Genomic DNA, 20,689 nt, shown 5'->3' on the forward strand with positions numbered 1-20,689 from the left:
CCGACATATAGTTGAGGCCGTCCGGCAAAGGATCGTTTCTGATTTTGAGATGGCTCGTCGCGATCAACCGTTAAGGCCGTCGCTCATCTCTCCTAACCTCTGTTGGTGATCCAGCGGCACTGGTAGGGGGCCAGCGTCACGCCGTCCTCCTCAGGATGCAGCGTTTCCCCAGACAGCAGGTCCACCCATTCCTCGTCCGCAATCAGGTTGAGCGACTTGGGCGGCAGTTCCAGCTCTTCGGCGGAAACATTGTGCAGGGCAAAGATCGACTGGCTGCGGTCCAGTGCTTGCCGCCAGACCGCAAAAACCCGGTCGTCCACGGAGAGCGTGAAATTCGTGGCGTTGGGATGGAACGCCGGTTGTTTGGCGCGCAACCGCAACCGGTCTGACAGGGCGGTCAGCACGCGGGACTGGTCGCTGTCCGGATCGGCCAGCTTTTCCCGCAATTCCGGGTAGTTCCAGCGATGCCGGTTGATCGCCCGGTTCATGCCGCGCCGCGCCACGCCCTCCAGGTCGTTTTCCGTCGCCAGCATGGCGTGGATGTAGAAGGCCGGGATGCCCTCCAGCGACATGACGATGGTCTGCGAGCAGATGAAGCGATCCACCTGCAGCCCGTCCTCGCCCTTGTAGGTGCGCTGCATGGCGGAAAAGAAGGTGGTGTTCAACTCGTAGACCGCCGTGCCGCCGCCGGGCAGTGCCCGCATCGAGGCAAGCCCGCCCGTCGCCTGGACCGTCTTGATCATCTGGGCGATTTCCTCGTCCGGCAACAGCCCCTCAGCGGGACGCATCCCGATACCGTCATGGCTGGACGAGAAGTTGAGATAGGCGCAGCCGTGCGGGGCAGGGGGCATGGCCCTTTGCCAGTTGGACAGCGCCCGCGCATCGCCGGCCAGCATCGCGTGCAGGATCAGCGGCGGCAGCGGGAAATTGTAGATCCAGTGCGCCTCGTTCAACTGGCCGAAATAGCTGAGGTTTTCCGTCTTGGGGACGTTGGTTTCGGTCAGCAGGACAATCGGTTCGGCGGCGAAATCCGCCAGCACGCGCAACAGCTGCACGATGGCGTGGGTCTTGGGCAGGTGGATCGAGGGGGTGCCCGGCTCTTTCCAGATGAAGGCCACGGCATCCAGTCGGATGATCTTGACCCCGGCATCGACGTGCAGCCGGATGATGCGAATGATTTCCAGCAGCACCTCGGGGTTGCGGAAATCAAGGTCCACCTGGTCGTGGCTGAAGGTGCACCAGACATGCTTGAGCCCGTTCGAGGTCTCGACCTCCTGCAACAGGGGCGTGGTGCGGGGACGGACCACGGCGGAGAGGTCGTCCTCGGGCGAGGCCTCGTAAAAGAACTTGTCGTAGGGTTCCTGGCCCTGCCGGTAGGCGTTGAACCAGGTGCCCTGGCTTGAGACATGGTTCAATACCAGGTCGGACATCAGGTGCCATTCCGCGCCGATCCTGCTGATGTCGGGCCAGTCCCCCAGCGTCGGGTTCACCTTGCGGTAATCCGTGACGGCAAATCCGTCGTCCGAGGTGAAGGGAAAGAAGGGCAGGATATGCACGCCGTTGACCACGCCCGTCATGTAGTTGCCCAGGAAATCGCGCAGCAGGTCCAACGGCTTGTAGACCCCGTCGATGAGGCTGTCGCCATAGGTGATCAGCACCGCGTCCTTTTGCGACCATAGCGAGTTTCCCGGCTTGCGGGCGCGTTTGCGGGCCGTCGCGCTTTCCGGCCAAAACGCCTCGATCAACCTGGTGGTCAGCTCATCGGTGTCACGGTCGGGGTAAATGCGCATCAACAGGGCGCGCAGGCGGTTGGAAAGCTGGGCGGGGGGCGTCATCGCGGATGGTCCGGCTGTGGTCATGCCAACCATATAATCGCGTCGTGCCCGGGCTTGGAAGCGGTGCGGGCCGTAACCGGCGCGATTTAAGGCCTTTTGCACGGATGTTGGGCGGGCTGGGGTCTTTCCCCCGGGCTGGACCCACAGTAGGACGGACCGGCGCAACCGCGGGAGGCCCGGAGATGGCAGAGGAAGAACTGGCACGCATCACGACATCCGCATCGCGCCGGGTGATCGGGGTCGTCTCGATGCTGGGCCTGGGTGGCCTGATGCTGTGGATGGCCTTCATGACGGCGGGAATGGCGCTGGGCTGGAAGGTCGTGCTGATTGCGCTGGGCGCGGGGGCGCTCTGGGCGGGGCAGGTGATGTGGCAGGCGACGGGGCATTCCCTGATCCTCACCGAAGACGCGCTGACCGACAGCGACGGCACCGTGGTGGCCCGTCTGGACGAGATCGAGAAGGTCGACCGCGGCATGTTTGCGATGAAGCCGTCGAACGGATTCATCATCATTCTCAAGGAACCGGGGAGCCGCGTCTGGCGGCTGGGCCTTTGGTGGCGGCTGGGCCGCAGGGTGGCCATTGGCGGCGTCACCGCCGCCTCGCAGACAAAGCCGGTGGCCGATATCATGATCCACCTGCTGAGCCAGCGAAAGAGCTGATCGGATAGCGAAGGGGCCACGGCAGATGCCGCGGCCCCTTGCTCTTCGGACAACCGATTGGGGTAATCAGGCCGGCTGCTCGAAGACGACTTGCGGTGCGTAGCGCGGGCGCGTGAAACTGTAGGTGCGGATCTCGAAAGTATCGAGGCCGACGCTGAACACCGGGCTGTAGTTGTCCCATGTCTCGACCAGGATCAGCTGTTCACCGTTGACGCCGGACGGCAGCTTGTCTGCATAGGCCGCGAGGTCCGCGTCTGCGAGACTGGGATAGTCGCCGCGTTGCTGCGACCAGCTCACCCGCCAACCGCCATGGCTTTCGCTGTATTGCACGATCGTGATGCGCAGGTCGCTCTCGGCGCCGCTGGTCTTGGTCAGGTTGCGCAGGAGGTGGCGGGCATTGGTCAGGTAATCCGGCGTGATCGCCCCGGTCTCGCGGGACAGCATGTCACCGATGACGTAGTTGGCCTTCTGGTTGACCGCTTGCTGTCGGAAGGCGTCGAAATAGGTCCATCCGACACCGAACAGGAACAGCAGTGCGGGAAAGACGATCACTGCCTCGACGTTGACGAAGCCACGGGTGTCGCGCGCAAAGCGGGCAAGGAAAGCGGGAAGTCGCATGGCTGGATCTCCTCAGCTGGGCTCGTAGACGAAGGCAGAGGTCGACACGATGGCGGTATAGCCCTCGGTGTCCTTGGGCAGGCTGGCGTTCAGCGTCGACGCGGGTGTCAGTGGGCGGAACTTGTAGCAGGCGCGCAGGAACATCATCTGGCCTCCGGCCCCGTGACTGAAATTGCGCTGGGGCGTCGCCTCCTGGCTGATGTCCGCGCAATCGGCCGAGGCCGGCGGGGCGACGTAGTTGCGCATGTCCAGCGGGATCATTTCCAGGTGCAGCGTCTCGTTGCAGCCGGGCAGGACCGTGGTCTTGGCACAGATCGATGCCTTGAGCGCGTCATGGCTGGGCGCGGTCACGCCGATCTTGAGTTCGCGCACGGACTGGTCCAGGGCGCGCTCCAATTGGGTGTGGCGCACGGTGATCATGCCGATTTCGACCGCCGAGACGATGATGGCCACGAACAGCGGCACCCAGAGGGCGTAGGGGACAACCGCGTTGCCGGCCTCGTCGGACCAGAAGCGGCGCAGGGCGGGACAGGACGCGCGGGTCATTGGGTCAGCCTCAGTTGGGTGATGGTCTGCGCTATACCTGCGAAGGTGTCATGCAGGTCGGCGCCTTCGACATCGAAGAAATGCGCGGGCGAGGAGGCGCAGTTCGACATGGCCTCCAGGCCGCGCGAGGGGGCTTCGAAACCGATTGCAAAAACCACGATCCCCTGCGCCTTGGCGGAGTCGCAGATCGCGTCCAGCCGCGCATCGGCGCTGTTGGGGCCGGCCACCACCTCGTAAGGCTGCGAGATCGTATGGTATCGCGCGTTGCTGATGAAACCGTGGTTGACCGGCTGAGAGAAAAGGTAGCTTGCCGCGGCCTGCGTCCCGAACCGGTCGTAGAGTTCGATGTAATTCAGTTCGTGGACGTGATCCGGATCGCCACCAACCCCGTCAACCGTGGACTGGTATCGTTCGGACCAGTCGCTTGCCGTGCGGGTCCAGTAGTATTTCGCGATCTCTGTGCCGGTTGACCAGCTTGTGAAATCGAAGGTCGAATAGTTGTAGGTGCGTCCCGGGATCGTCTCGTGGTTCATGACCGGTCCCAAATCGGGCAGGGAACCATTGGTGTCGTTGTTCACCCCGTAGTAAAGCGAAGTCCTGCCAGCCTTGACCGACGCGCCCATGAATTGCGCGCTGTCGGTCAGATCAGCGTCTGTCGCGATCAGGGTCGCGATTGCACCTTCAAGGAAATCGTCAACGTCCTTCGGGCCCCCGTCCGGGAAGCCTTCGATCTTGTGCGCGATGTCATGAATTCCGTCGTTGTTCGTGTCGAAGTAGAACACGACGTTCGAAATGTCTTTCGAATAGGTCGGGAAGTAGTCGGTGATATCCGTGCTGCTACTGTAGCGTTCCAGGCGGACCGAGTAGTCATCGTCTGCGAATGTCTCTGTGCCCTTGGTGTTGACCCAGACGCCGGTCATAGCGCCGGGATCCTTCATGGTTTCGGGCAGGTCGAATTGCGTGGTGTTTTCCCCATCCGTCATCACGACGATGTATTTCATCGTGTTGTTCACGTCGAAATCCACGGGGCGCGCGGCATTGGACACGGCGACAAGGCCATCGTCGGCCATTGCCTGAACCGCCGGGCGGGCTGCGGGATCAAGCAGTGCGGTGCCCCATTTCATGCCCACGTCGATTGCCGTATTGCCCCAGGCCTCGAGCGCGGCGATCTGCGTCTTCAGCTGGGTGGCATCGGAACTGTGCGGCACAATCGCGGCGTTGTCGCCATCGCGACACCACTGATAGGGGGTGTGGCCTCCGGCGGTCGAGCGTGAATAGGGGTCGAAATGGCCGACCTGTTGCAATGGTGTGTCGGGGGCAAGTGCCGTCGTCGCAAAGGAGGCCGCGGAGAACTCGGCGCAGGCCGAATGGAAATGCTGGCGGTCCAGTGCGAAATACTGCGATACCGTGGCACCCATGTTGACGGTCGCGTTGTAGGGAATGACCGAGATCGAAACCCCCGTGTCGGTTCCGGGCGGCATCAGGATGTTGACGAACTCCTGTGCGGCGTCGCGCAGGTTGTCGATCTTGCTGTTTCTGCCCATCGACCCCGACACGTCGAGCACCATCGAGATTTCCAGGTTGGAACTGTAATGCTCGGCTGCGGCAAGGCCGGAAGAGTCCAGCGAATCCACGCCGATCAGTGACATGAAACCGGATTGGATCGATGCCTCGCCCCTTGCCGCCACGCGTTTCGAAGACAGGTCCTGTTCGATCTGCACCGTGGTCAGCGCGTCGCCCAACCCCATGACCGTGAGATAGTCGCGGACGACGGTCTCGGGCGCTTGCACGTTGTCGAGGTTGGCGGCGGCCAGAACCGCGCGGTCAAGCGTGTTCTGGACCTTGGTGCGCTTCAGTTCGGCATGCATCATGTCGACGCCGACGCCCCCGAAGATCATCATGACCAGCGATCCGACGATCGCGAGGTAGGACATGTTGCCGGATGTGTCGGCGGCAAAGCGGCGAAGCTCGTTTCGCAGGCCGGCGCCGCACGACGCGAGCGCCGTGAGGCTGGTGGTTGATCTAAACATTCGGACACCTTTCAACCGGGTCGCCACGGCAGCCCCGGAACGCCGTGGACGGATCAGATTTGATGACAATTTTATGCCATTTCAAAATGGCCAAACTTGGGCGGTCGTGGTCGAGTTTTCCTTGAACTCAAGGGGTTGGCGGGACAGTGCGAGGCGGCTTTGTGGCATTGTTTCACCTGGGCCGACGATGGTCCCGCAGGGGTTGTGGCAGGCGCTGCGGGCGACTCGGTCAAATCCGGGGTTGGGACACGGCCCATGCCGGGCTAGGCTGATCCTGCGTGCTCCCGTCAAGAGGAGCCATGCGCGCGGGGTGCGGCGCGCCCCGCGCGGACACTGGAAAGGAAGGAAACCCATGTCCGTCGTTACCGAGCGGCCCGCCGTGCCGTCCAATGAGCCGACCTTCAGACAGTCAGTCGATCTTATGTTCAACCGCGCGGTTGCGCTGATGGACCTTCCGCCCGGCCTGGAGGAAAAGATCAGGGTGTGCAACGCCACCTACACGGTCCGCTTCGGCGTGCGGCTGCGGGGCAAGATCCAGACGTTTACCGGCTATCGCTCGGTGCACTCGGAACACATGGAGCCGGTCAAGGGCGGCATCCGTTTCGCCCCCGAGGTCAACCAGGACGAGGTCGAGGCCCTGGCCGCACTGATGACCTATAAATGTGCCCTGGTCGAAACGCCGTTCGGCGGGTCCAAGGGCGGGCTTTGCGTCGATCCCCGCCAATACGACGAGCATGAGCTGGAGCAGATCACCCGGCGCTTTGCCTATGAGCTGATCAAGCGGGACCTGATCAATCCCTCGCAGAACGTGCCCGCGCCCGACATGGGCACCAGCGAGCGCGAGATGGCCTGGATCGCCGACCAGTACCGGCGCATGCATACCACCGACATCAACGGCAACGCCTGTGTCACCGGCAAGCCGACCAATGCCGGCGGTATCCAGGGCCGGACAGAGGCCACCGGTCGCGGCGTGCAATACGCGCTGCGCGAGTTCTTTCGCCATACCGAGGACAAGGCCAAGGCGGGGCTTGCGGGCACGCTGGACGGCAAGCGCATCGTCGTCCAGGGGCTGGGCAACGTGGGTTTCCACGCCGCCAAGTTCCTGCAGGAGGAAGACGGCGCCCGGATCACCGGTATCATCGAGAGGGACGGGGCGCTGTTCAATCCAGACGGGCTGGACGTGCAATCGGTGCGTGACTGGATCGTCCGTCATGGTGGAGTGACGGGCTATCCGGACGCCAATCATACCGCCGAGGGCGCACAGGTGCTGGAAGCGGAATGCGACATCCTTATCCCGGCCGCGCTGGAAGGGGTCATCAACCTTGGCAACGCGCATAACATCAAGGCCTCGCTGATCATCGAGGCCGCGAACGGCCCGATCACTGCCGGGGCCGATGACATCCTGCGTGAAAGGGGCGTCGTCATCATTCCCGACATGTACGCCAACGCCGGTGGTGTGACGGTGTCCTATTTCGAATGGGTCAAGAACCTGAGTCACATCCGCTTTGGCCGGATGCAGCGCCGCCAGGAAGAGGCCCGGCACGAGCTGATCGTGCGCGAGCTAGAGCGGTTGTCGGATCATTTGGGCGACAAGTGGTCAATGACGCCGGACTTCAAGGCGCGCTACCTGCGCGGGGCGGACGAACTGGAACTGGTGCGCTCGGGGCTGGATGACACGATGCGTATCGCCTACCAGTCCATCAGCGAGGTCTGGCACAGCCGCAAGGATGTCACCGACCTGCGCACCGCCGCCTTCATCGTGGCCATCGACAGGGTTGCGGCCAGCTATCGCGCCAAGGGGCTCTGATCGCGGCAAATGCACCGCAAGGGGCGGCCGGATCGGTCGCCCTTTGTGATGAAAGCCGACCGAACTTGTAGAAAATCATCTTCTTAGGCCATTCTTCTGCCGCATTTCTGGCCGGAGGGTTGACCGAATCTTACTCGAAAACGGGTTCCGTTCCGCCGGTTTCGTTCCGTGCGGTCAAATCGGAGACCCAAGATGGCAAGATTTGCATTCACGTCCCGCTCCCCCCTGCTGCGCGCCTCAAGCGCGATCGGACGTTTCGTCCGCGACGAGAGCGGCACCATCACCATCTATTCGGTCTACATCGCGCTGCTGGCCATGACGATCATGGGCGCCTCTGTCGATCTCATGCGGCAAGAAGCGTCGCGGGCGCGACTGCAGACGACACTGGACCGCGCGGTGCTGGCCGCCGCCGATCTGGACCAGTTCCAGGATCCGACCTTCGTGGTGAACGATTACGTCGCCAAGGCAGGGCTGGATTCGTTCGTCACCAGTATCAATGTCACCCAGGGCCTGAACGAACGCACCGTCGGCGCCGATGCGGCGTCCAGCCTGTCGACCCTGTTCCTGCGCATGTCAGGCCGGGACGTTCTGCCCGCAAACGCGCTGGCCACTGCCGAGGAGCGCATCGCCAACGTCGAGATCAGCCTTGTGCTGGATATTTCCGGATCGATGCGCTGGAACGGTCGGCTGGACAATCTCAAGCCGGCCGCCAAGAACTTTGTCCAGAAGGTCATGTCCGAAAGCGCCGAAAGCGTCACGACCCTGAACCTGATCCCCTTCGCGGGCCAGGTGAACCCGGGCGACGAGATGTTCGAGTATTTTCGCGGCGAGCGGCCTTCTGTCCCGGTGGTCGAACTCGAGGTGCCTGACGGCGGCACACCGGATTTCTTCCCGCCCTGGGAGCAGGCGATCTCGAACATCGTGATGTATTTTGACACGGACGGTGACGATATCTTTGACCGCGCGCACAAGATCCAAGGGTTCCCCGAAGACGCGCCGCGCGACGTCGATGAGTTTTTTCGCGGTGCCGTGGCCGAGGCGGTTTCACGGGACTGGCGACTGTCGTCCTCCAGCGAGTTTCTGGGCATCTCGATCAAGGGGGGCACACAAACCACCAGGTATTTCACGGTGCGGGGCGATTCCAACGGACCCTTGTCCGACCTTGGTCCCACCAAGAACAAGGGCAAGATCCCCGGGACGGAAGTGTCCTATGGGTCGATCGACTTCGAGAGTTGGGAGGCGTCCTACGACGGCCCGGGCGCGGCGCAGGGGCTGGCCGAGATCAATATCAACATGCCGTCCAGCTGCATCGAGATCGACAGCTTCGAATTCGCCAATTCCAACCTGCCCGTGTCAGACGAATACGTTCCCCATTTTCATCACTGGGACACTGCGCCGGATGTGATGGACTGGGGATGGTGCCCCGAGGACGACACCGCGATCCAGTACTACTCGGCCGATCCGGCCGGCCTGCAGCAATTCATCGACGACATCCGGATGCATGACGGTACGGGTGCGCAATTCGGCATGAAATACGCGCTGGCGTTGCTGGATCCGACGACGCGCGATGCGGTCAGCCACCTGATTTCCGAAGGCGTGATCGAGGCCCGCTTTCAGGGGCGGCCGATCGACTGGAACGACCCGGAGACCGAGAAATACATCGTCCTGATGACCGATGGTCAGATCACCGACCAGTTCCGCCCCAACAATCCCTACGCGCCGATCAATGGTGAGGTGGAATTGCTGAACCAGGGCGCGGCCAGCTATCACGTCCGCACCGGACGTGCGTCCAACCTGGCCAATTTCTACCAGCAATGCGACCTGGCGCGCGAACGGGGGGTCACGGTCTTTACCATCGCTTTCGAGACCACGGTCGCAGCGGCAGAGGAAATGCGGCTTTGCGCCTCGTCCGACAGCCATTTCTTCCATGTCCACGGCTCCGAGATCATCGATGCCTTTGACAGTATCGCTCGCCAGATAAACAACCTGAGGCTGATCCAATGACATGGGGTGCTGAACCTGAGGGTGGTGTCACCTATTCATTTGGATATGCCGAAGCAGCAATACCACGGAAAAAATCCAAGACTGTACCGGTTTGCGCCTCAATACAGGCACAATTGTTAACCATTCCCTACTGCGGCCAGAAAGGCCTGTCGAAGTGGGAGAATGGTCATGGAAAGATGCCAAGCGATACGCGGACGGGCGCACCGGTTTCTGAAACCCGAGGACGGCAATGTCACGGTGTTTTCAGTCTTGATGGTGCTGCTGATCCTCGTGATCTCCGGCGCCGCGGTGGACATCATGCGGTTTGAATCAACACGCGCCCGGATGCAGACGCAGATGGACCGCGCGGTTCTGGCCGCTGCGGACCTTGACCAGTACCTGTCTTCGGATGACGTCGTCCGCGACTACATGGACAAGGCGGGGATGGAACACGTCCTGCTGGGAACCCAGGTCGACTGGGGGCTCAATCACCGGACGGTCAAAGCCTGGGGCGAAACGACCATCCCGACCTATTTCCTCAAGTTGAGCGGCCATGACAGCCTGACGCCGCCGGCGCTCAGCGTTGCCGAGGAAAAGATCGCCAACGTGGAAATCAGCCTGGTGCTGGATATTTCGGGGTCGATGCGCTGGAACGAGCGCATGGTGCGGCTCAAGCCCGCGGCGCAGAACTTTGTCCACAAGGTGATGACGGATGAGACCAACGGCGTGACCACGCTGAACCTGGTTCCCTTCGCAGGACAGGTGAACCCCGGCGACATCCTGTTCGACTATTTCCGCGGCGAACGCCCGGACATCCCCACCCCGGATCCCGAACCTACGCCCGATCCCGATCCCGAACCCGTGGTCGATCTCGGTGACTACTTCAGCCCGTGGGAACAGGCGATTTCGAACATCGTGATCTATTTCGACACCGATGGCGACGATATCTACAACCGCGCCCACAAAATCGAAGGGTTCCCCGAGAACGCCCCGCGCGACGTCGACGACTTTTATCGCGGAGCCGTGGCCTACATGATTGCCCAGGACAACAAGCTGAGCGATCCCGGCCAGTTCCTGGGCATTTCGATCAAGGGCGGCAAGCAAAGAACGCGGTATTTCCAGGTCAAGGGCGACCAGAACGGACCGGACTCGGACCTGGGCCCGACCAAGAACCGCGGCAAGATCCCCGGTAGCACCTATAGCTACGGCAGTATCGACTTTGTTGCCTGGGCGGAATCCTACGTCTCGCCGAACCTTGGGGATCTGCCTGCCGGCCCGGACACGACCGACGAAAGCCCCGAAGATCCGGTTCACATCAACATGCCGTCCTCCTGTGTCGAGATCTACGATGACGAGTTCGACACCACGGCATTGCCCTTGTCCGACGACTATGTTCCGCATTTCCATCACTGGGACATCGACGAAGAGGTCATGGACTGGGGCTGGTGCCCGGGTGAGCAGATGGCCGTTCAGTATTATTCTGCCGATCGCGACGCGCTGCTGCAGTTCATCGCGGACATGCGGATGCACGACGGAACAGGCACCCAGTACGGTATGAAGTACGGTCTGGCCCTGCTCGACCCGGCCAACCGCGACGAGGTCAGCCACCTGATTGCGAACGGCCTGGTGGACTCCCGCTTTGAAGGTCGCCCGATCGACTGGCACGACCCCGAGACGGAAAAATACATTGTCCTCATGACCGATGGCCAGACCACGGACCAGTTCCGCCCGAACGATCCTCGTGATCCGGTCAATGGCGAGGTGGAACTGCTGCAACAGGGTGGAGGCGCTTACTACAACATGTCTCTGCAGTCCAAGAACAAGAGCAACCTGCAAAAGCAATGCGACCTGGCCCGGCAGCGCGGCGTGACCGTCTTTACCATCGCCTTCGAGACCGATGATGCGGCCGCTGCGGAAATGCTCTCCTGCGCCTCTTCGGCCAGCCATTTCTTCCACGTCCAGGGCGCCGAGATCTACGACACCTTCGATACGATCGCACGCCAGATCAACAACCTGAGGCTGATCCAATGACCCAACGTCTGTTTGAAATGCTCAAGGGGTTCCGCCGTGACGAGGAGGGGTCCAGTACCGTCGAATTCTCGATCTACTTCACGGTCTTCTTCTTCATCCTCGCCGCAACGGTCGAGATGGGCTACATGAACCTGCGGCACGCGCTGCTCGAGAGGGGCGTGGACCTGGCGACGCGGGAAATCCGCCTGAACACCGGCGCCATCCCCACCTACGATGAGGTGCGGCAAAAGATCTGCGACGAGGCGGTGATCGTCGACAGCTGCACGGAAAACCTGCGTCTGGAAATGATCCAGGTCGATCCGCGCAACTTTGCCGCCGTCCCGCCCACGGCCGACTGCATCAATGCCGAGGAAGACCCGCGGCCGGTTCGCAATTTCGTCCCCGGGCTCGACAACCAGATGATGCTGCTGCGCGCCTGCCTGAAATACAAGCCCGCCATGCCGACCACATCCTTTGGCATGGCCCTGCCCAAGGACCCGCAGGGCTATGCGCAACTGGTCGCCACATCCGCATTCGTCCAGGAACCGAGGTAAGTGCCATGATCCGCTCTTCGATACTTCGCCACCTGCGCCGCTTCGCCGCCGATACCCGGGGCAACGTTGCGCTGGAAAGCCTGATCTGGCTGCCCTTCGTCCTGTTCCTGCTGGCTGCCACCTTCTCTTTGCACGATGCCTTCCGCTACAAGGCGCTGAACACCAAGGCAGCCTATACGATCTCAGACGCGATCTCGCGCGAGACGGATCCGATCGACGGGTCCTACCTCGACGGTATGATCGAACTGCTGGACTTCCTTGTGCGGCCCGGCGGGGATTCCTCGCTGCGAGTGACGCTGGTGCGGTACAACGGCGACGCCGCCGCATACGAGGCCGAGTGGTCCCAGACCCGGGGCACCTTCAGCGCGCTGCAGACGGCGCAGGTCACGGACATGTACGATCAGCTGCCCCAGATGCTGCACAATGAGCGGGTGATCGTGGTCGAGACCGAGACCTATTACGATCCGCCCTTTGCGATCCCGGGCCTGACGGGAGCGGGACTGTTCTACAATTACGGCTTCACCCGCCCGCGCTTTGCGCCCAAGATCGTCTGGAACGACGGCTGATCGCTCAGCCGCCCGCTTCAGGCACGAAAACGTCATGTTCCGTCGCCTGGGGGAATTGATCCCGGGCGGCGGGGCTGCTTTGCTACGCTCCGGTACTGTTGGAGGGGGCGATGCGCTTTTCCGGTTTGAAAGTTCTGGCCCAGGGGCTGACGGGCAATCGCGGATGGCGCCCGCATTGGCGTGACCCGGAGCCGAAACCCGAATATGATATCGTGATCATCGGCGGCGGCGGGCACGGTCTGGCCACCGCGTTCTACCTGGCCAAGGAACACGGGCTGACCAATGTCGCCGTGCTTGAAAAGGGGTATCTGGGGGGCGGCAACGTTGGCCGCAACACCACCATCGTCCGCGCCAACTACGGGCTGCCCGGCAACTCCGAGTTCTATTCCCATTCCCTGAAACTCTGGGAGGGCATGGAACAGGAGCTGAACTTCAACACCATGATGAGCCAGCGCGGCGTGCTGAACCTGTGCCATTCCGATGGTCAGCGCGACGCTTTTGCCCGGCGCGGGAATGCCATGCGCAACCAGGGCGACGATGCCGAGCTGCTGACGCCCGAGCAGGTCCGCGAGATGGTGCCGTTTCTCGATTTCGACAACGGGCGTTTTCCCATCTACGGCGGGCTCTGGCATGCGCGCGGCGGCACGGCGCGGCACGACGCGGTGGCCTGGGGCTATGCACGGGGAGCGGACATTCGCGGCGTCGACCTTATCCAGAACTGCGAGGTGACCGGCATAGACGTCCAGGAAGGACGGGTCACAGGCGTGCAGACCACGCGCGGGGCGATCCGGGCCAGGAAGGTGGGTATCGTCGTGGCGGGTCGATCGGGGCAGGTGGCGGGATTGGCGGGGATGCGCCTGCCGATCGAGAGCCATGTCCTGCAGGCCTTTGTGACCGAGGGTTTGAAGCCCTGCATCGACCAGGTGGTGACCTTTGGCATGGGGCACTTCTATATCAGTCAATCGGACAAGGGCGGGCTGGTCTTTGGCGGCGACCTCGATTTCTACGCGTCCTACGCGGCGCGGGGCAACCTGCCGATGGCAGAACATGTAATGGAGGCGGCGATGACGCTGATGCCGATGATCGGCAAGGCGCGGGTGCTGCGCAGCTGGGGCGGGATCATGGATATGTCGCCCGATGGCTCTCCCATCATCGACAAGACGGGGATCGAGGGGCTCTACCTGAACTGCGGCTGGTGCTACGGCGGGTTCAAGGCTGTGCCGGGCTCGGGCTTTTCCTTTGCGCATCTGATCGCCCAAGACAGGCATCACGAGCCGGCGGCAGGGTTCCGGCTTGGCCGGTTCAGCACCGGGCGCGGGATCATGGACGAAGAAGGGACGGGCGCGCAGCATAACCTGCACTAGGCGCTTCTGGAGGGCTGAAGATGAGTATTTTCGGAGAGAAGAAGCTGCAGGTATGCGCGCTTGCGGTCATGAAGGTGCTCGCAGGGGCCGTCGTGCAGGCGGAAGAGATCCGGCCCGGCTGCTACACGCGGTTCTATTCCGACGCGCATTTGCGGGACCAGCCGGCACAGGTCGTGCGCGCAGTGCGGCTTTGGGTCGGGCCCTGGATGACCGAGGTCGCGCGCGAGGCGCGGATCGAGGTGGTGCCCGCCAACCAGGGCCATGCCCGGGGCGCACCCTGGGTGGGGGCGCGGTTGCAGCAGTTCCTGATCTGCGGCACCGAGAGCGGCGCGCCGATCTGCCAGGTCGAATGCGACGGCGGCCGGATGGAAGTCACCAAGCAGGATGCACAGGGGATGGTGTTCCGGACGCGGTACATGGTGGTCGGCAATACCGGTGAATGCGGGGGCGTGATGGACATGGCCGAGGTTCAAGGCCAATGGGTCAGCTACCGCCTGTACCGCACGGATGACTCCAATTGTACGGGGATGTGACGCGATGCGATTGACCTGTCCGATCTGCGGCGAGCGTGACCGGCGCGAATTCTATTACCAGGGCGATGCGGTGATGCTGGACCGGCCCGGGGCGGAGGCCCCGGCGCAGGACTGGGCCGACTGGCTGCACCTGCGTGACAACCCTGCGGGCCGCACGCGCGAGCTTTGGTATCACGAGGCGGGCTGTACCGCCTGGCTGGTGGTCGAGCGCGATACCCTGACGCACGAGGTTTTCTCGGTCGGTTTGGTGGAGAATGCCGATGCGGATTGATGGCAAGGGGCGCGTGGATCGGGCCCGCCCGGTGAGTTTCACCTTTGACGGCAAGGCGTTCAGTGGCTTTGCCGGAGATACGCTGGCCTCGGCGCTCTTGGGGGCGGACGTGCGCCTGATGGGGCGCAGCTTCAAGTATCACCGCCCGCGCGGCGTTCTGACCGCCGGGTCCGAAGAACCCAACGCGCTTGTCACCGTGCGAAATGGGGCGCAGGCCGACCCGAACACCCGCGCCACGATGCAGGAGCTTTACGAGGGACTGGAGGCGGTCAGCCAGAATCGCTGGCCCTCGCTCGACTTCGATGTTCTGGGGGTGAACGACCTTGCTGCGCCCTTCTTTGGCGCGGGCTTCTACTACAAGACCTTCATGTGGCCCAAAGCGTTTTGGGAGAAGCTCTACGAGCCGATGGTCCGGCGGGCCGCCGGACTGGGCGCGCTGTCGGGCGAGGCCAACGCGGACCGCTATGAAAAGGCCTATGCCTTTTGCGACGTGCTGGTGATCGGCGGCGGGCCTGCCGGGCTGATGGCGGCGCTGACGGCTGCACGGGCCGGGGCAGAGGTGATACTGGCCTCCGAGGATTGCTGTTTCGGCGGTCGTTTGCAGGCCGAAGACGAAGAGGTCGATGGTGAGGCGGGATGCAGCTGGGCCACGGCGCTGGCTGGCGAATTGGCGACGATGGAAAACGTCCGCCTGATGCCGCGCACCACCGTGACCGGCGTCTATGACGGCGGCACCTATGGCGCGTTGGAGCGTGTGGCGCAACACCTGGCCGATCCGGGCGATGCGCCGCTGGAGTGCTTTTGGCGCATCGCGGCAAAGCGTGCCGTGCTGTGTACCGGCGCGCTGGAGCGGCATATCGCCTTTCGTGACAACGACCGGCCCGGCGTCATGATGGCGGCGGCGCTGCGCGGCTATCTCAATCGCTGGGGCGTGGCGCCGGGGCGGCGCGTGGCGGTCTTTGGCAACAACGATGACGCGCATCGGACGGCGCGGGACATGCATCTTGCCGGGTTGGACGTCGTGGCTCTGGTGGACAGCCGCCACGATGCGGACAACAAGGCCGGGGATGTGCCGTTCTACCCGGGATGGCAGGTGGCGCGGGCACATGGGGCCAAGGGCCTCGAGTCCGTGGACCTGATTGGCCCGCAGGGGGCGACAAAGCGGTTGCAGGCCGAGGCGCTGGGGGTTTCTGGCGGCTGGAACCCGGCTGTGCACCTGACCTGTCACCTGAACGGTCGGCCCGTCTGGGACGAGCGCATCGCCGCATTCGTCCCGCGCGAAGGCGCGGTCCCGGGGATGACGGTGACGGGGGCCGCACGCGGCACTTTTTCCACCGCTGCCTGCCTGCGCGAAGGGGCCGAGGCGGGGCTGGCGGTGGCCGAGGCGCTGGGGCACAGCGGCGCGCTTCCGGTGATCCCGGCGGCAGAGGATACAGAGTACCGCGTTCGCAGGCTCTGGGCCGTGCCGGGCAAGGGGCGGGCCTGGCTGGATTTTCAGAACGACGTGACCGTGAAGGACGTCAAACAGGCAGCCTCCGAGAATTACCGCAGCGTCGAGCACATGAAGCGCTACACGACGCAGGGTATGGCAACCGACCAGGGCAAGAGCTCGAACGTGCAGGCGCTGGCGATCCTTGCCGATGCCACCGGGCGCGACATCCCCGAGACGGGGACGACCACCTTTCGCCCGCCCTATGTGCCCGTTGCCATCGCAGCGATGGGGGCCGGGTCGCAGGGCAAGGGGTTCGCCCCACAGAGGTTTACTACCTCGCATGAGGCCAGTGTCGCGCGCGGTGCGCCGATGGTCGAGGCGGGGTTGTGGTACCGGCCCTCGTATTTCCCGAAGCCCGGCGAAAAGACATGGCGCGAGTCCTGTGACCGCGAGGTGAAGATGGTGCGCGAGAGCGTGGGCATCTGCGATGTCTCGACGCTGGGCAAGATCGACCTGCAGGGGCGCGACGTGGGCGCCTTCCTCGATTTCGTCTACGCCAACAGGTTCTCGACGCTGAAGCCGGGGCGCGTGCGCTATGGGCTCATGCTGCGCGAGGACGGGCATGTGATGGATGATGGCACCACCGCGCGATTGTCCGACACCCAGTGGATCATGACAACGACGACCGCCGCCGCCGGCGAGGTCATGAAACATCTCGACTGGGTACGGCAGGCATATTGTGGAGCGATGGACGTGCGGTTCATCTCTGTCACCGAGCAATGGGCCCAGTTTGCCGTCGCCGGGCCAAAGTCGCGCGAACTGCTGAACGGGCTGCTGGACAGCCCGATCAGTGATGACGGCTTTCCCTTCATGCAGTGCGGGCCGGTCAGCATCGGCGGCGTGGCCGCGCGTCTCTTCCGGATCAGCTTTTCCGGTGAACACGCCTATGAGATCGCAGTGCCCGCGCGTTATGGTGCCAGTCTCTTCGAAGTGCTGCTGGGCCGGGCCGAGGCGATGGGCGGTGGACCCTACGGGATGGAGGCGCTGAACGTGCTGCGGATCGAGAAGGGCCATATCACCCATGCCGAGATCCACGGGCGCACCACCGCCTTTGATATCGGTTTTGCACGTATGGTCTCGGCCAAGAAGGACTGTATCGGCAAGACGCTGGCCGCTCGTCCGGGGATGATCGAGGAGGACCGCGAACAGCTGGTGGGGCTGCGGCCTGTCACCAAAGGCCGGACGCTGACCGCCGGGGCGCATCTGTTCGACAAGGGGGCAGAGGCGGTTCGGACCAATGATTTGGGCTATATCAGCTCGGTCGGGTTTTCGCCGTCCCTGGGCACTTTCCTTGGGCTGGGGTTTCTCAGGAACGGGCGCGCGCGACACGGCGAGGAGATCAGGATGGTGGATCATGTCCGGGGCACGGAAGAGGCCTGTATCGTGACCGATCCGGTGGCCTTTGACGAAGATGGAGGGCGGTTGCGTGGTTGATCTGACGGCTTTGACGCCCTGCAGCGGGCTGTTGCCGCTGCGCAAGGGCACCGTGACGCTGAGCGAACTGGACCCGGGGCGGATCACCTCGCTGATGCCGTTCCGGGGGCAGGGGGCCGCGCTTTCTGCCGCGCTGGAGCGCGCGCATGGACTGGGTTTTCCCGCACCGGGCAGGGTAGAGCAGACCGAGGGCGCGACCTGTCTCTGGACGGCAAAGGACCAGGCCTTTCTGATCGGGCCGGAGCCGGATCCCGCGCTGGCCGATCATGCTGCGATGACGGACCAATCCGATGCCTGGGCGGTCGTCCTGCTGGCCGGTGAGGATGCCGAAGACGTGCTGGCGCGCCTTGTCCCGATCGACCTGCGGCCCGTGGCCTTTCCCGAAGGTGCCGCGGCGCGGTCGCTCTGCCAGCACATGACGGTCTCGATCAGTCGGCGGGCCGAGGGGCTGCAGATCATGTGCTTCCGCTCCATGGCGCGAACGCTTGCGCATGAAATTGCCGATGTCATGGCCTTGGTTGCCGGGCGGAGGGCCGCGGGCTAGAACGCCGTTCAGTCTGGTAGAAAGGATACCGCCATGCGCGCATTGGTCATGATCGCTGTTCTCGGGTTCGGAGCGTCCGCCGCCGTGGCGCAGGACGTCGACAGATGCGTTCAGACAGAGACCTGGTTCAATGCGGCCGTACAGGCCCGGCTGGACGGGGACAGCAAGGCAAAGGTGCGCCGTACCATGACCCGGGAGATGGGCAAGGACGCCGCGGGGCAACTGGTGGATTTCATCTTTCTCTTGCCCGAAGCGCAGTTGACGCCCGAGGTGGGCAAGGCCGCGCGCGCGCAGTGCGAGGCGCTTTGATCCCAGGCTGACTCTGCCCCTTGCCTAGGGCCCACGCCGGGCGATATTGAGAGGCATGAGCCTCCCCCCCGGATTCCTTGACGAGCTGCGCAACCGCACCAGCCTTTCTCAGGTGGTGGGCCGCAAAGTGTTGTGGGACAATCGGAAATCCAATCAGGGCAAGGGCGACCTCTGGGCGCCGTGCCCCTTCCATCATGAGAAAACCGCGTCTTTTCATGTGGATGACCGCAAGGGCTATTACTATTGCTTTGGCTGCCACGCCAAGGGTGACGCGATTTCCTTTGTCCGCGAGACAGAAAATGTCGGCTTCATGGAGGCGATCGAGATTCTGGCCCAGGAGGCCGGGATGGAGGTGCCCAAGCAGGACCCGCGTGCCCAGGAAAAGGCGGATCGCCGGACCCTGCTGAGCGAGGTCATGGAGCAGGCGGTGGGGTTCTTCCGACTTCAGCTCAAGACCGGCGCCGGGGCCGAGGCGCGTGCCTACCTGGCGCGGCGCGGTCTGGATGAGGCGGCGTTGGAACGCTGGGAAATCGGATTCGCTCCCCCGGGCTGGGAGAACCTGCGCCAGGCGCTGACCGGGCGGGGTGTCGAGATTGACCTGTTGCTGGGTGCCGGGTTGGTGCGGGCCTCTGACAAGGGGCGCGCGCCCTACGATGTATTCCGAAACCGCATCATGTTCCCGATCCGCGACGGCCGGGGGCGGGCGATCGCCTTTGGCGGGCGGGCGATGGATCCGAACGACAACGCGAAATACCTCAATTCGCCGGAAACCGAACTTTTCGACAAGTCGCGCAACCTGTTCAACCTGAAGCCCGCGCGCGAGGCGGCGGGCCGGGGGCAACGGCTGATCGTGGCCGAAGGGTACATGGACGTGATCGCGCTGAGCGAGGCGGGGTTCACCGCTTCTGTTGCGCCGTTGGGCACCGCCGTGACCGAACCGCAACTCCAGCAGATGTGGCGCGTTTCGAACGAGCCGGTGATCGCGCTGGACGGTGACAAGGCGGGCCTGAACGCGGCCTATCGGGTCATCGACCTGGCCCTGCCGCTGCTGGAGGCGGGCAAGGGACTGCGCTTTGCCATCATGCCCGAGGGCAAGGACCCCGACGATCTGTTGCGGGCCGAGGGGCCGGAGGCGGTGGCCAAGGTGCTGGAAGGCGCTTTGCCGATGGTGCAACTGCTCTGGCGGCAGGAAACCGACGGTTTGGTTCTGGACAGCCCCGAACGGCGCGCGGCGCTGGACAAGGCTTTGCGGACCCGGATCGGCAAGATCCAGGATCCCACGTTGCGCCATCACTACGGCGAGGCACTCAAGGAACTGCGCTACCAGGCTTTCCGCCCGGCCCGTCCGCCCCGCCCGGAGCGGCCGTTCCGAGGTGGAGGGCGGTTTCAGCAACAGGTGGCCGCGGTGCCGACCCCCGGTGCCAAGGCATCGCTGTTGGCCTCCGGCGGAGAAGAAGGAGAGCGCCGATTGCGCCAGGAAGTGATCCTGGCAGCGATCCTGTCGGCGCCCGAGATTGCGGAGGAATTCGAGGTCCAGCTGGAGGACATGGCCTGTGCCGACGGCGAACTTGCGGCCCTGCGCGACGCGATCCTGCGTGGTCTGGGCGACGGCGACAGGATGTTGGAGGTGGTCGAGGCGGCACTTGGCCCCGAGGCCCTTGAAAACCTGCGATCTGGACGCCATGTCGCCGTGGTGCCCTGTATCCGGGCACCCGGAAACGCCGAGCTTGCCCGGCTGACGGTTGCAGAGGAACTGGCCAAGCTGGCCGCGCAGGATGGCTGGCAACTGGAATTGAAGGAAGCCCAGGAAGACCTCGAGGCACGGGCCGACGAGGCGCTGACCTGGCGCTTGGCAGAGGCCGCGCGCGTGCGCGAACAAGCCGGACGCCGCCGCGACGAGGATGACGCAGAATATGACATTGGTCCCAACGGGGCCCCGATCGACCGCGAGGAACGCAGTGCGTTTGATTCGCTCCTGTCACAGATTCGATTCGACAAAAGCCGCAAATAAGCAGCGAATTGGTGACGAACTGGTAAAGAAATATGGTTAGACGGGTGTGCGAATCACCGAATCGCGCTAATGAGTCGGTTTATCGAATCGCCCCCGATCCCGAGCCCCTCATCAGGAGAGCCG

At 63.5% G+C, this 20,689-nt stretch carries 17 protein-coding genes; 13 read left to right on the plus strand and 4 right to left on the minus strand.

All coding sequences use genetic code 11. The features are described 5' to 3' along the window. Positions 1-92 precede the first annotated feature (92 nt). A complete protein-coding gene (locus RBB42_RS09815; protein WP_305969652.1) occupies positions 93-1,835 on the minus strand; it encodes an alpha-amylase family glycosyl hydrolase in 1,743 nt (580 codons plus the stop codon). Positions 1,836-2,017: 182 nt separating this feature from the next. Between RBB42_RS09815 and RBB42_RS09820 the strand changes: the two genes are divergently transcribed. After that, complete coding sequence (locus RBB42_RS09820) at positions 2,018-2,494, plus strand: hypothetical protein (RefSeq protein ID WP_305969550.1); 477 nt, start codon at positions 2,018-2,020, stop codon at positions 2,492-2,494. Between the two features lie 66 nt (positions 2,495-2,560). On the opposite strand, the gene RBB42_RS09825 is transcribed toward RBB42_RS09820, so the two are convergent. Genes RBB42_RS09825 through RBB42_RS09835 form a run of 3 tightly spaced genes read right to left on the minus strand, consistent with a single transcriptional unit; the run spans position 2,561 to position 5,688 of the window. Beyond that, positions 2,561-3,112 carry a TadE/TadG family type IV pilus assembly protein gene (locus RBB42_RS09825; RefSeq protein ID WP_305969549.1) on the minus strand — a complete coding sequence of 184 codons (552 nt, stop codon included), beginning with the start codon at positions 3,110-3,112 and terminating at the stop codon, positions 2,561-2,563. 12 nt (positions 3,113-3,124) lie between these two features. Beyond that, positions 3,125-3,658: a TadE/TadG family type IV pilus assembly protein gene (locus RBB42_RS09830; RefSeq protein ID WP_305969548.1), complete on the minus strand. Its 534-nt coding sequence runs from the start codon at positions 3,656-3,658 to the stop codon at positions 3,125-3,127. Further along, entirely contained in the window at positions 3,655-5,688 is a 2,034-nt protein-coding gene (locus tag RBB42_RS09835; RefSeq protein ID WP_305969547.1) for a TadE/TadG family type IV pilus assembly protein, read from the minus strand. The genes RBB42_RS09830 and RBB42_RS09835 overlap by 4 nt, the downstream gene beginning before the upstream one ends. 352 nt (positions 5,689-6,040) lie before the next feature. Between RBB42_RS09835 and RBB42_RS09840 the strand changes: the two genes are divergently transcribed. The 12 genes from RBB42_RS09840 to dnaG all read left to right on the plus strand — a co-directional run bounded on the left by RBB42_RS09840 (position 6,041) and on the right by dnaG (position 20,566). Continuing rightward, positions 6,041-7,495: a Glu/Leu/Phe/Val family dehydrogenase gene (locus RBB42_RS09840; RefSeq protein WP_305969546.1), complete on the plus strand. Its 1,455-nt coding sequence runs from the start codon at positions 6,041-6,043 to the stop codon at positions 7,493-7,495. Between the two features lie 192 nt (positions 7,496-7,687). Continuing rightward, positions 7,688-9,499, plus strand: a complete 1,812-nt coding sequence (locus tag RBB42_RS09845; RefSeq protein ID WP_305969545.1) for a pilus assembly protein TadG-related protein — start codon at positions 7,688-7,690, stop codon at positions 9,497-9,499. A 168-nt stretch (positions 9,500-9,667) separates the two neighbouring features. Then, positions 9,668-11,509, plus strand: coding sequence for a TadE/TadG family type IV pilus assembly protein (locus RBB42_RS09850; RefSeq protein ID WP_305969544.1), 1,842 nt, complete (start codon positions 9,668-9,670; stop codon positions 11,507-11,509). Then, a complete protein-coding gene (locus tag RBB42_RS09855; RefSeq protein ID WP_305969543.1) occupies positions 11,506-12,042 on the plus strand; it encodes a TadE/TadG family type IV pilus assembly protein in 537 nt (178 codons plus the stop codon). The genes RBB42_RS09850 and RBB42_RS09855 overlap by 4 nt, the downstream gene beginning before the upstream one ends. 5 nt (positions 12,043-12,047) lie before the next feature. Further along, positions 12,048-12,608, plus strand: a complete 561-nt coding sequence (locus RBB42_RS09860; RefSeq protein WP_305969542.1) for a TadE/TadG family type IV pilus assembly protein — start codon at positions 12,048-12,050, stop codon at positions 12,606-12,608. A gap of 110 nt (positions 12,609-12,718) precedes the next feature. Next, complete coding sequence (locus RBB42_RS09865) at positions 12,719-13,972, plus strand: sarcosine oxidase subunit beta family protein (protein ID WP_305969541.1); 1,254 nt, start codon at positions 12,719-12,721, stop codon at positions 13,970-13,972. Positions 13,973-13,992: 20 nt separating this feature from the next. After that, complete coding sequence (locus RBB42_RS09870; RefSeq protein WP_305969540.1) at positions 13,993-14,505, plus strand: hypothetical protein; 513 nt, start codon at positions 13,993-13,995, stop codon at positions 14,503-14,505. A gap of 4 nt (positions 14,506-14,509) precedes the next feature. Further along, on the plus strand, positions 14,510-14,776 hold the full coding sequence (locus RBB42_RS09875; RefSeq protein WP_305969539.1) for a sarcosine oxidase subunit delta: 267 nt from the start codon (positions 14,510-14,512) through the stop codon (positions 14,774-14,776). Then, complete coding sequence (locus RBB42_RS09880; RefSeq protein ID WP_305969538.1) at positions 14,766-17,702, plus strand: sarcosine oxidase subunit alpha family protein; 2,937 nt, start codon at positions 14,766-14,768, stop codon at positions 17,700-17,702. The genes RBB42_RS09875 and RBB42_RS09880 overlap by 11 nt, the downstream gene beginning before the upstream one ends. Then, entirely contained in the window at positions 17,695-18,246 is a 552-nt protein-coding gene (locus RBB42_RS09885) for a sarcosine oxidase subunit gamma (protein ID WP_305969537.1), read from the plus strand. Before RBB42_RS09880 ends, RBB42_RS09885 begins: the two co-directional genes overlap by 8 nt. A 33-nt stretch (positions 18,247-18,279) precedes the next feature. Further along, a complete protein-coding gene (locus RBB42_RS09890; RefSeq protein WP_305969536.1) occupies positions 18,280-18,555 on the plus strand; it encodes a hypothetical protein in 276 nt (91 codons plus the stop codon). Between the two features lie 55 nt (positions 18,556-18,610). Beyond that, positions 18,611-20,566 carry a DNA primase gene (gene dnaG, locus RBB42_RS09895; protein WP_305969535.1) on the plus strand — a complete coding sequence of 652 codons (1,956 nt, stop codon included), beginning with the start codon at positions 18,611-18,613 and terminating at the stop codon, positions 20,564-20,566. Positions 20,567-20,689: the final 123 nt, after the last annotated feature.

This window comes from Mameliella sp. MMSF_3455 (genome assembly GCF_030733205.1).
Classification (GTDB): Bacteria; Pseudomonadota; Alphaproteobacteria; order Rhodobacterales; family Rhodobacteraceae; genus Antarctobacter.

What these genes read in the sequence shown, in the direction of transcription:
- RBB42_RS09840 (WP_305969546.1), top strand. Translation starts at nt 6,041, where the DNA reads ATGTCCGTCGTTACCGAGCGGCCCGCCGTGCCGTCCAATGAGCCGACC.
- dnaG (WP_305969535.1), top strand. Translation starts at nt 18,611, where the DNA reads ATGAGCCTCCCCCCCGGATTCCTTGACGAGCTGCGCAACCGCACCAGC.
- RBB42_RS09830 (WP_305969548.1), bottom strand. Translation starts at nt 3,658, where the DNA reads ATGACCCGCGCGTCCTGTCCCGCCCTGCGCCGCTTCTGGTCCGACGAG.
- RBB42_RS09855 (WP_305969543.1), top strand. Translation starts at nt 11,506, where the DNA reads ATGACCCAACGTCTGTTTGAAATGCTCAAGGGGTTCCGCCGTGACGAG.
- RBB42_RS09870 (WP_305969540.1), top strand. Translation starts at nt 13,993, where the DNA reads ATGAGTATTTTCGGAGAGAAGAAGCTGCAGGTATGCGCGCTTGCGGTC.
- RBB42_RS09845 (WP_305969545.1), top strand. Translation starts at nt 7,688, where the DNA reads ATGGCAAGATTTGCATTCACGTCCCGCTCCCCCCTGCTGCGCGCCTCA.
- RBB42_RS09835 (WP_305969547.1), bottom strand. Translation starts at nt 5,688, where the DNA reads ATGTTTAGATCAACCACCAGCCTCACGGCGCTCGCGTCGTGCGGCGCC.
- RBB42_RS09880 (WP_305969538.1), top strand. Translation starts at nt 14,766, where the DNA reads ATGCGGATTGATGGCAAGGGGCGCGTGGATCGGGCCCGCCCGGTGAGT.
- RBB42_RS09875 (WP_305969539.1), top strand. Translation starts at nt 14,510, where the DNA reads ATGCGATTGACCTGTCCGATCTGCGGCGAGCGTGACCGGCGCGAATTC.
- RBB42_RS09850 (WP_305969544.1), top strand. Translation starts at nt 9,668, where the DNA reads ATGGAAAGATGCCAAGCGATACGCGGACGGGCGCACCGGTTTCTGAAA.
- RBB42_RS09815 (WP_305969652.1), bottom strand. Translation starts at nt 1,835, where the DNA reads ATGACGCCCCCCGCCCAGCTTTCCAACCGCCTGCGCGCCCTGTTGATG.
- RBB42_RS09820 (WP_305969550.1), top strand. Translation starts at nt 2,018, where the DNA reads ATGGCAGAGGAAGAACTGGCACGCATCACGACATCCGCATCGCGCCGG.
- RBB42_RS09890 (WP_305969536.1), top strand. Translation starts at nt 18,280, where the DNA reads ATGCGCGCATTGGTCATGATCGCTGTTCTCGGGTTCGGAGCGTCCGCC.
- RBB42_RS09865 (WP_305969541.1), top strand. Translation starts at nt 12,719, where the DNA reads ATGCGCTTTTCCGGTTTGAAAGTTCTGGCCCAGGGGCTGACGGGCAAT.
- RBB42_RS09825 (WP_305969549.1), bottom strand. Translation starts at nt 3,112, where the DNA reads ATGCGACTTCCCGCTTTCCTTGCCCGCTTTGCGCGCGACACCCGTGGC.
- RBB42_RS09860 (WP_305969542.1), top strand. Translation starts at nt 12,048, where the DNA reads ATGATCCGCTCTTCGATACTTCGCCACCTGCGCCGCTTCGCCGCCGAT.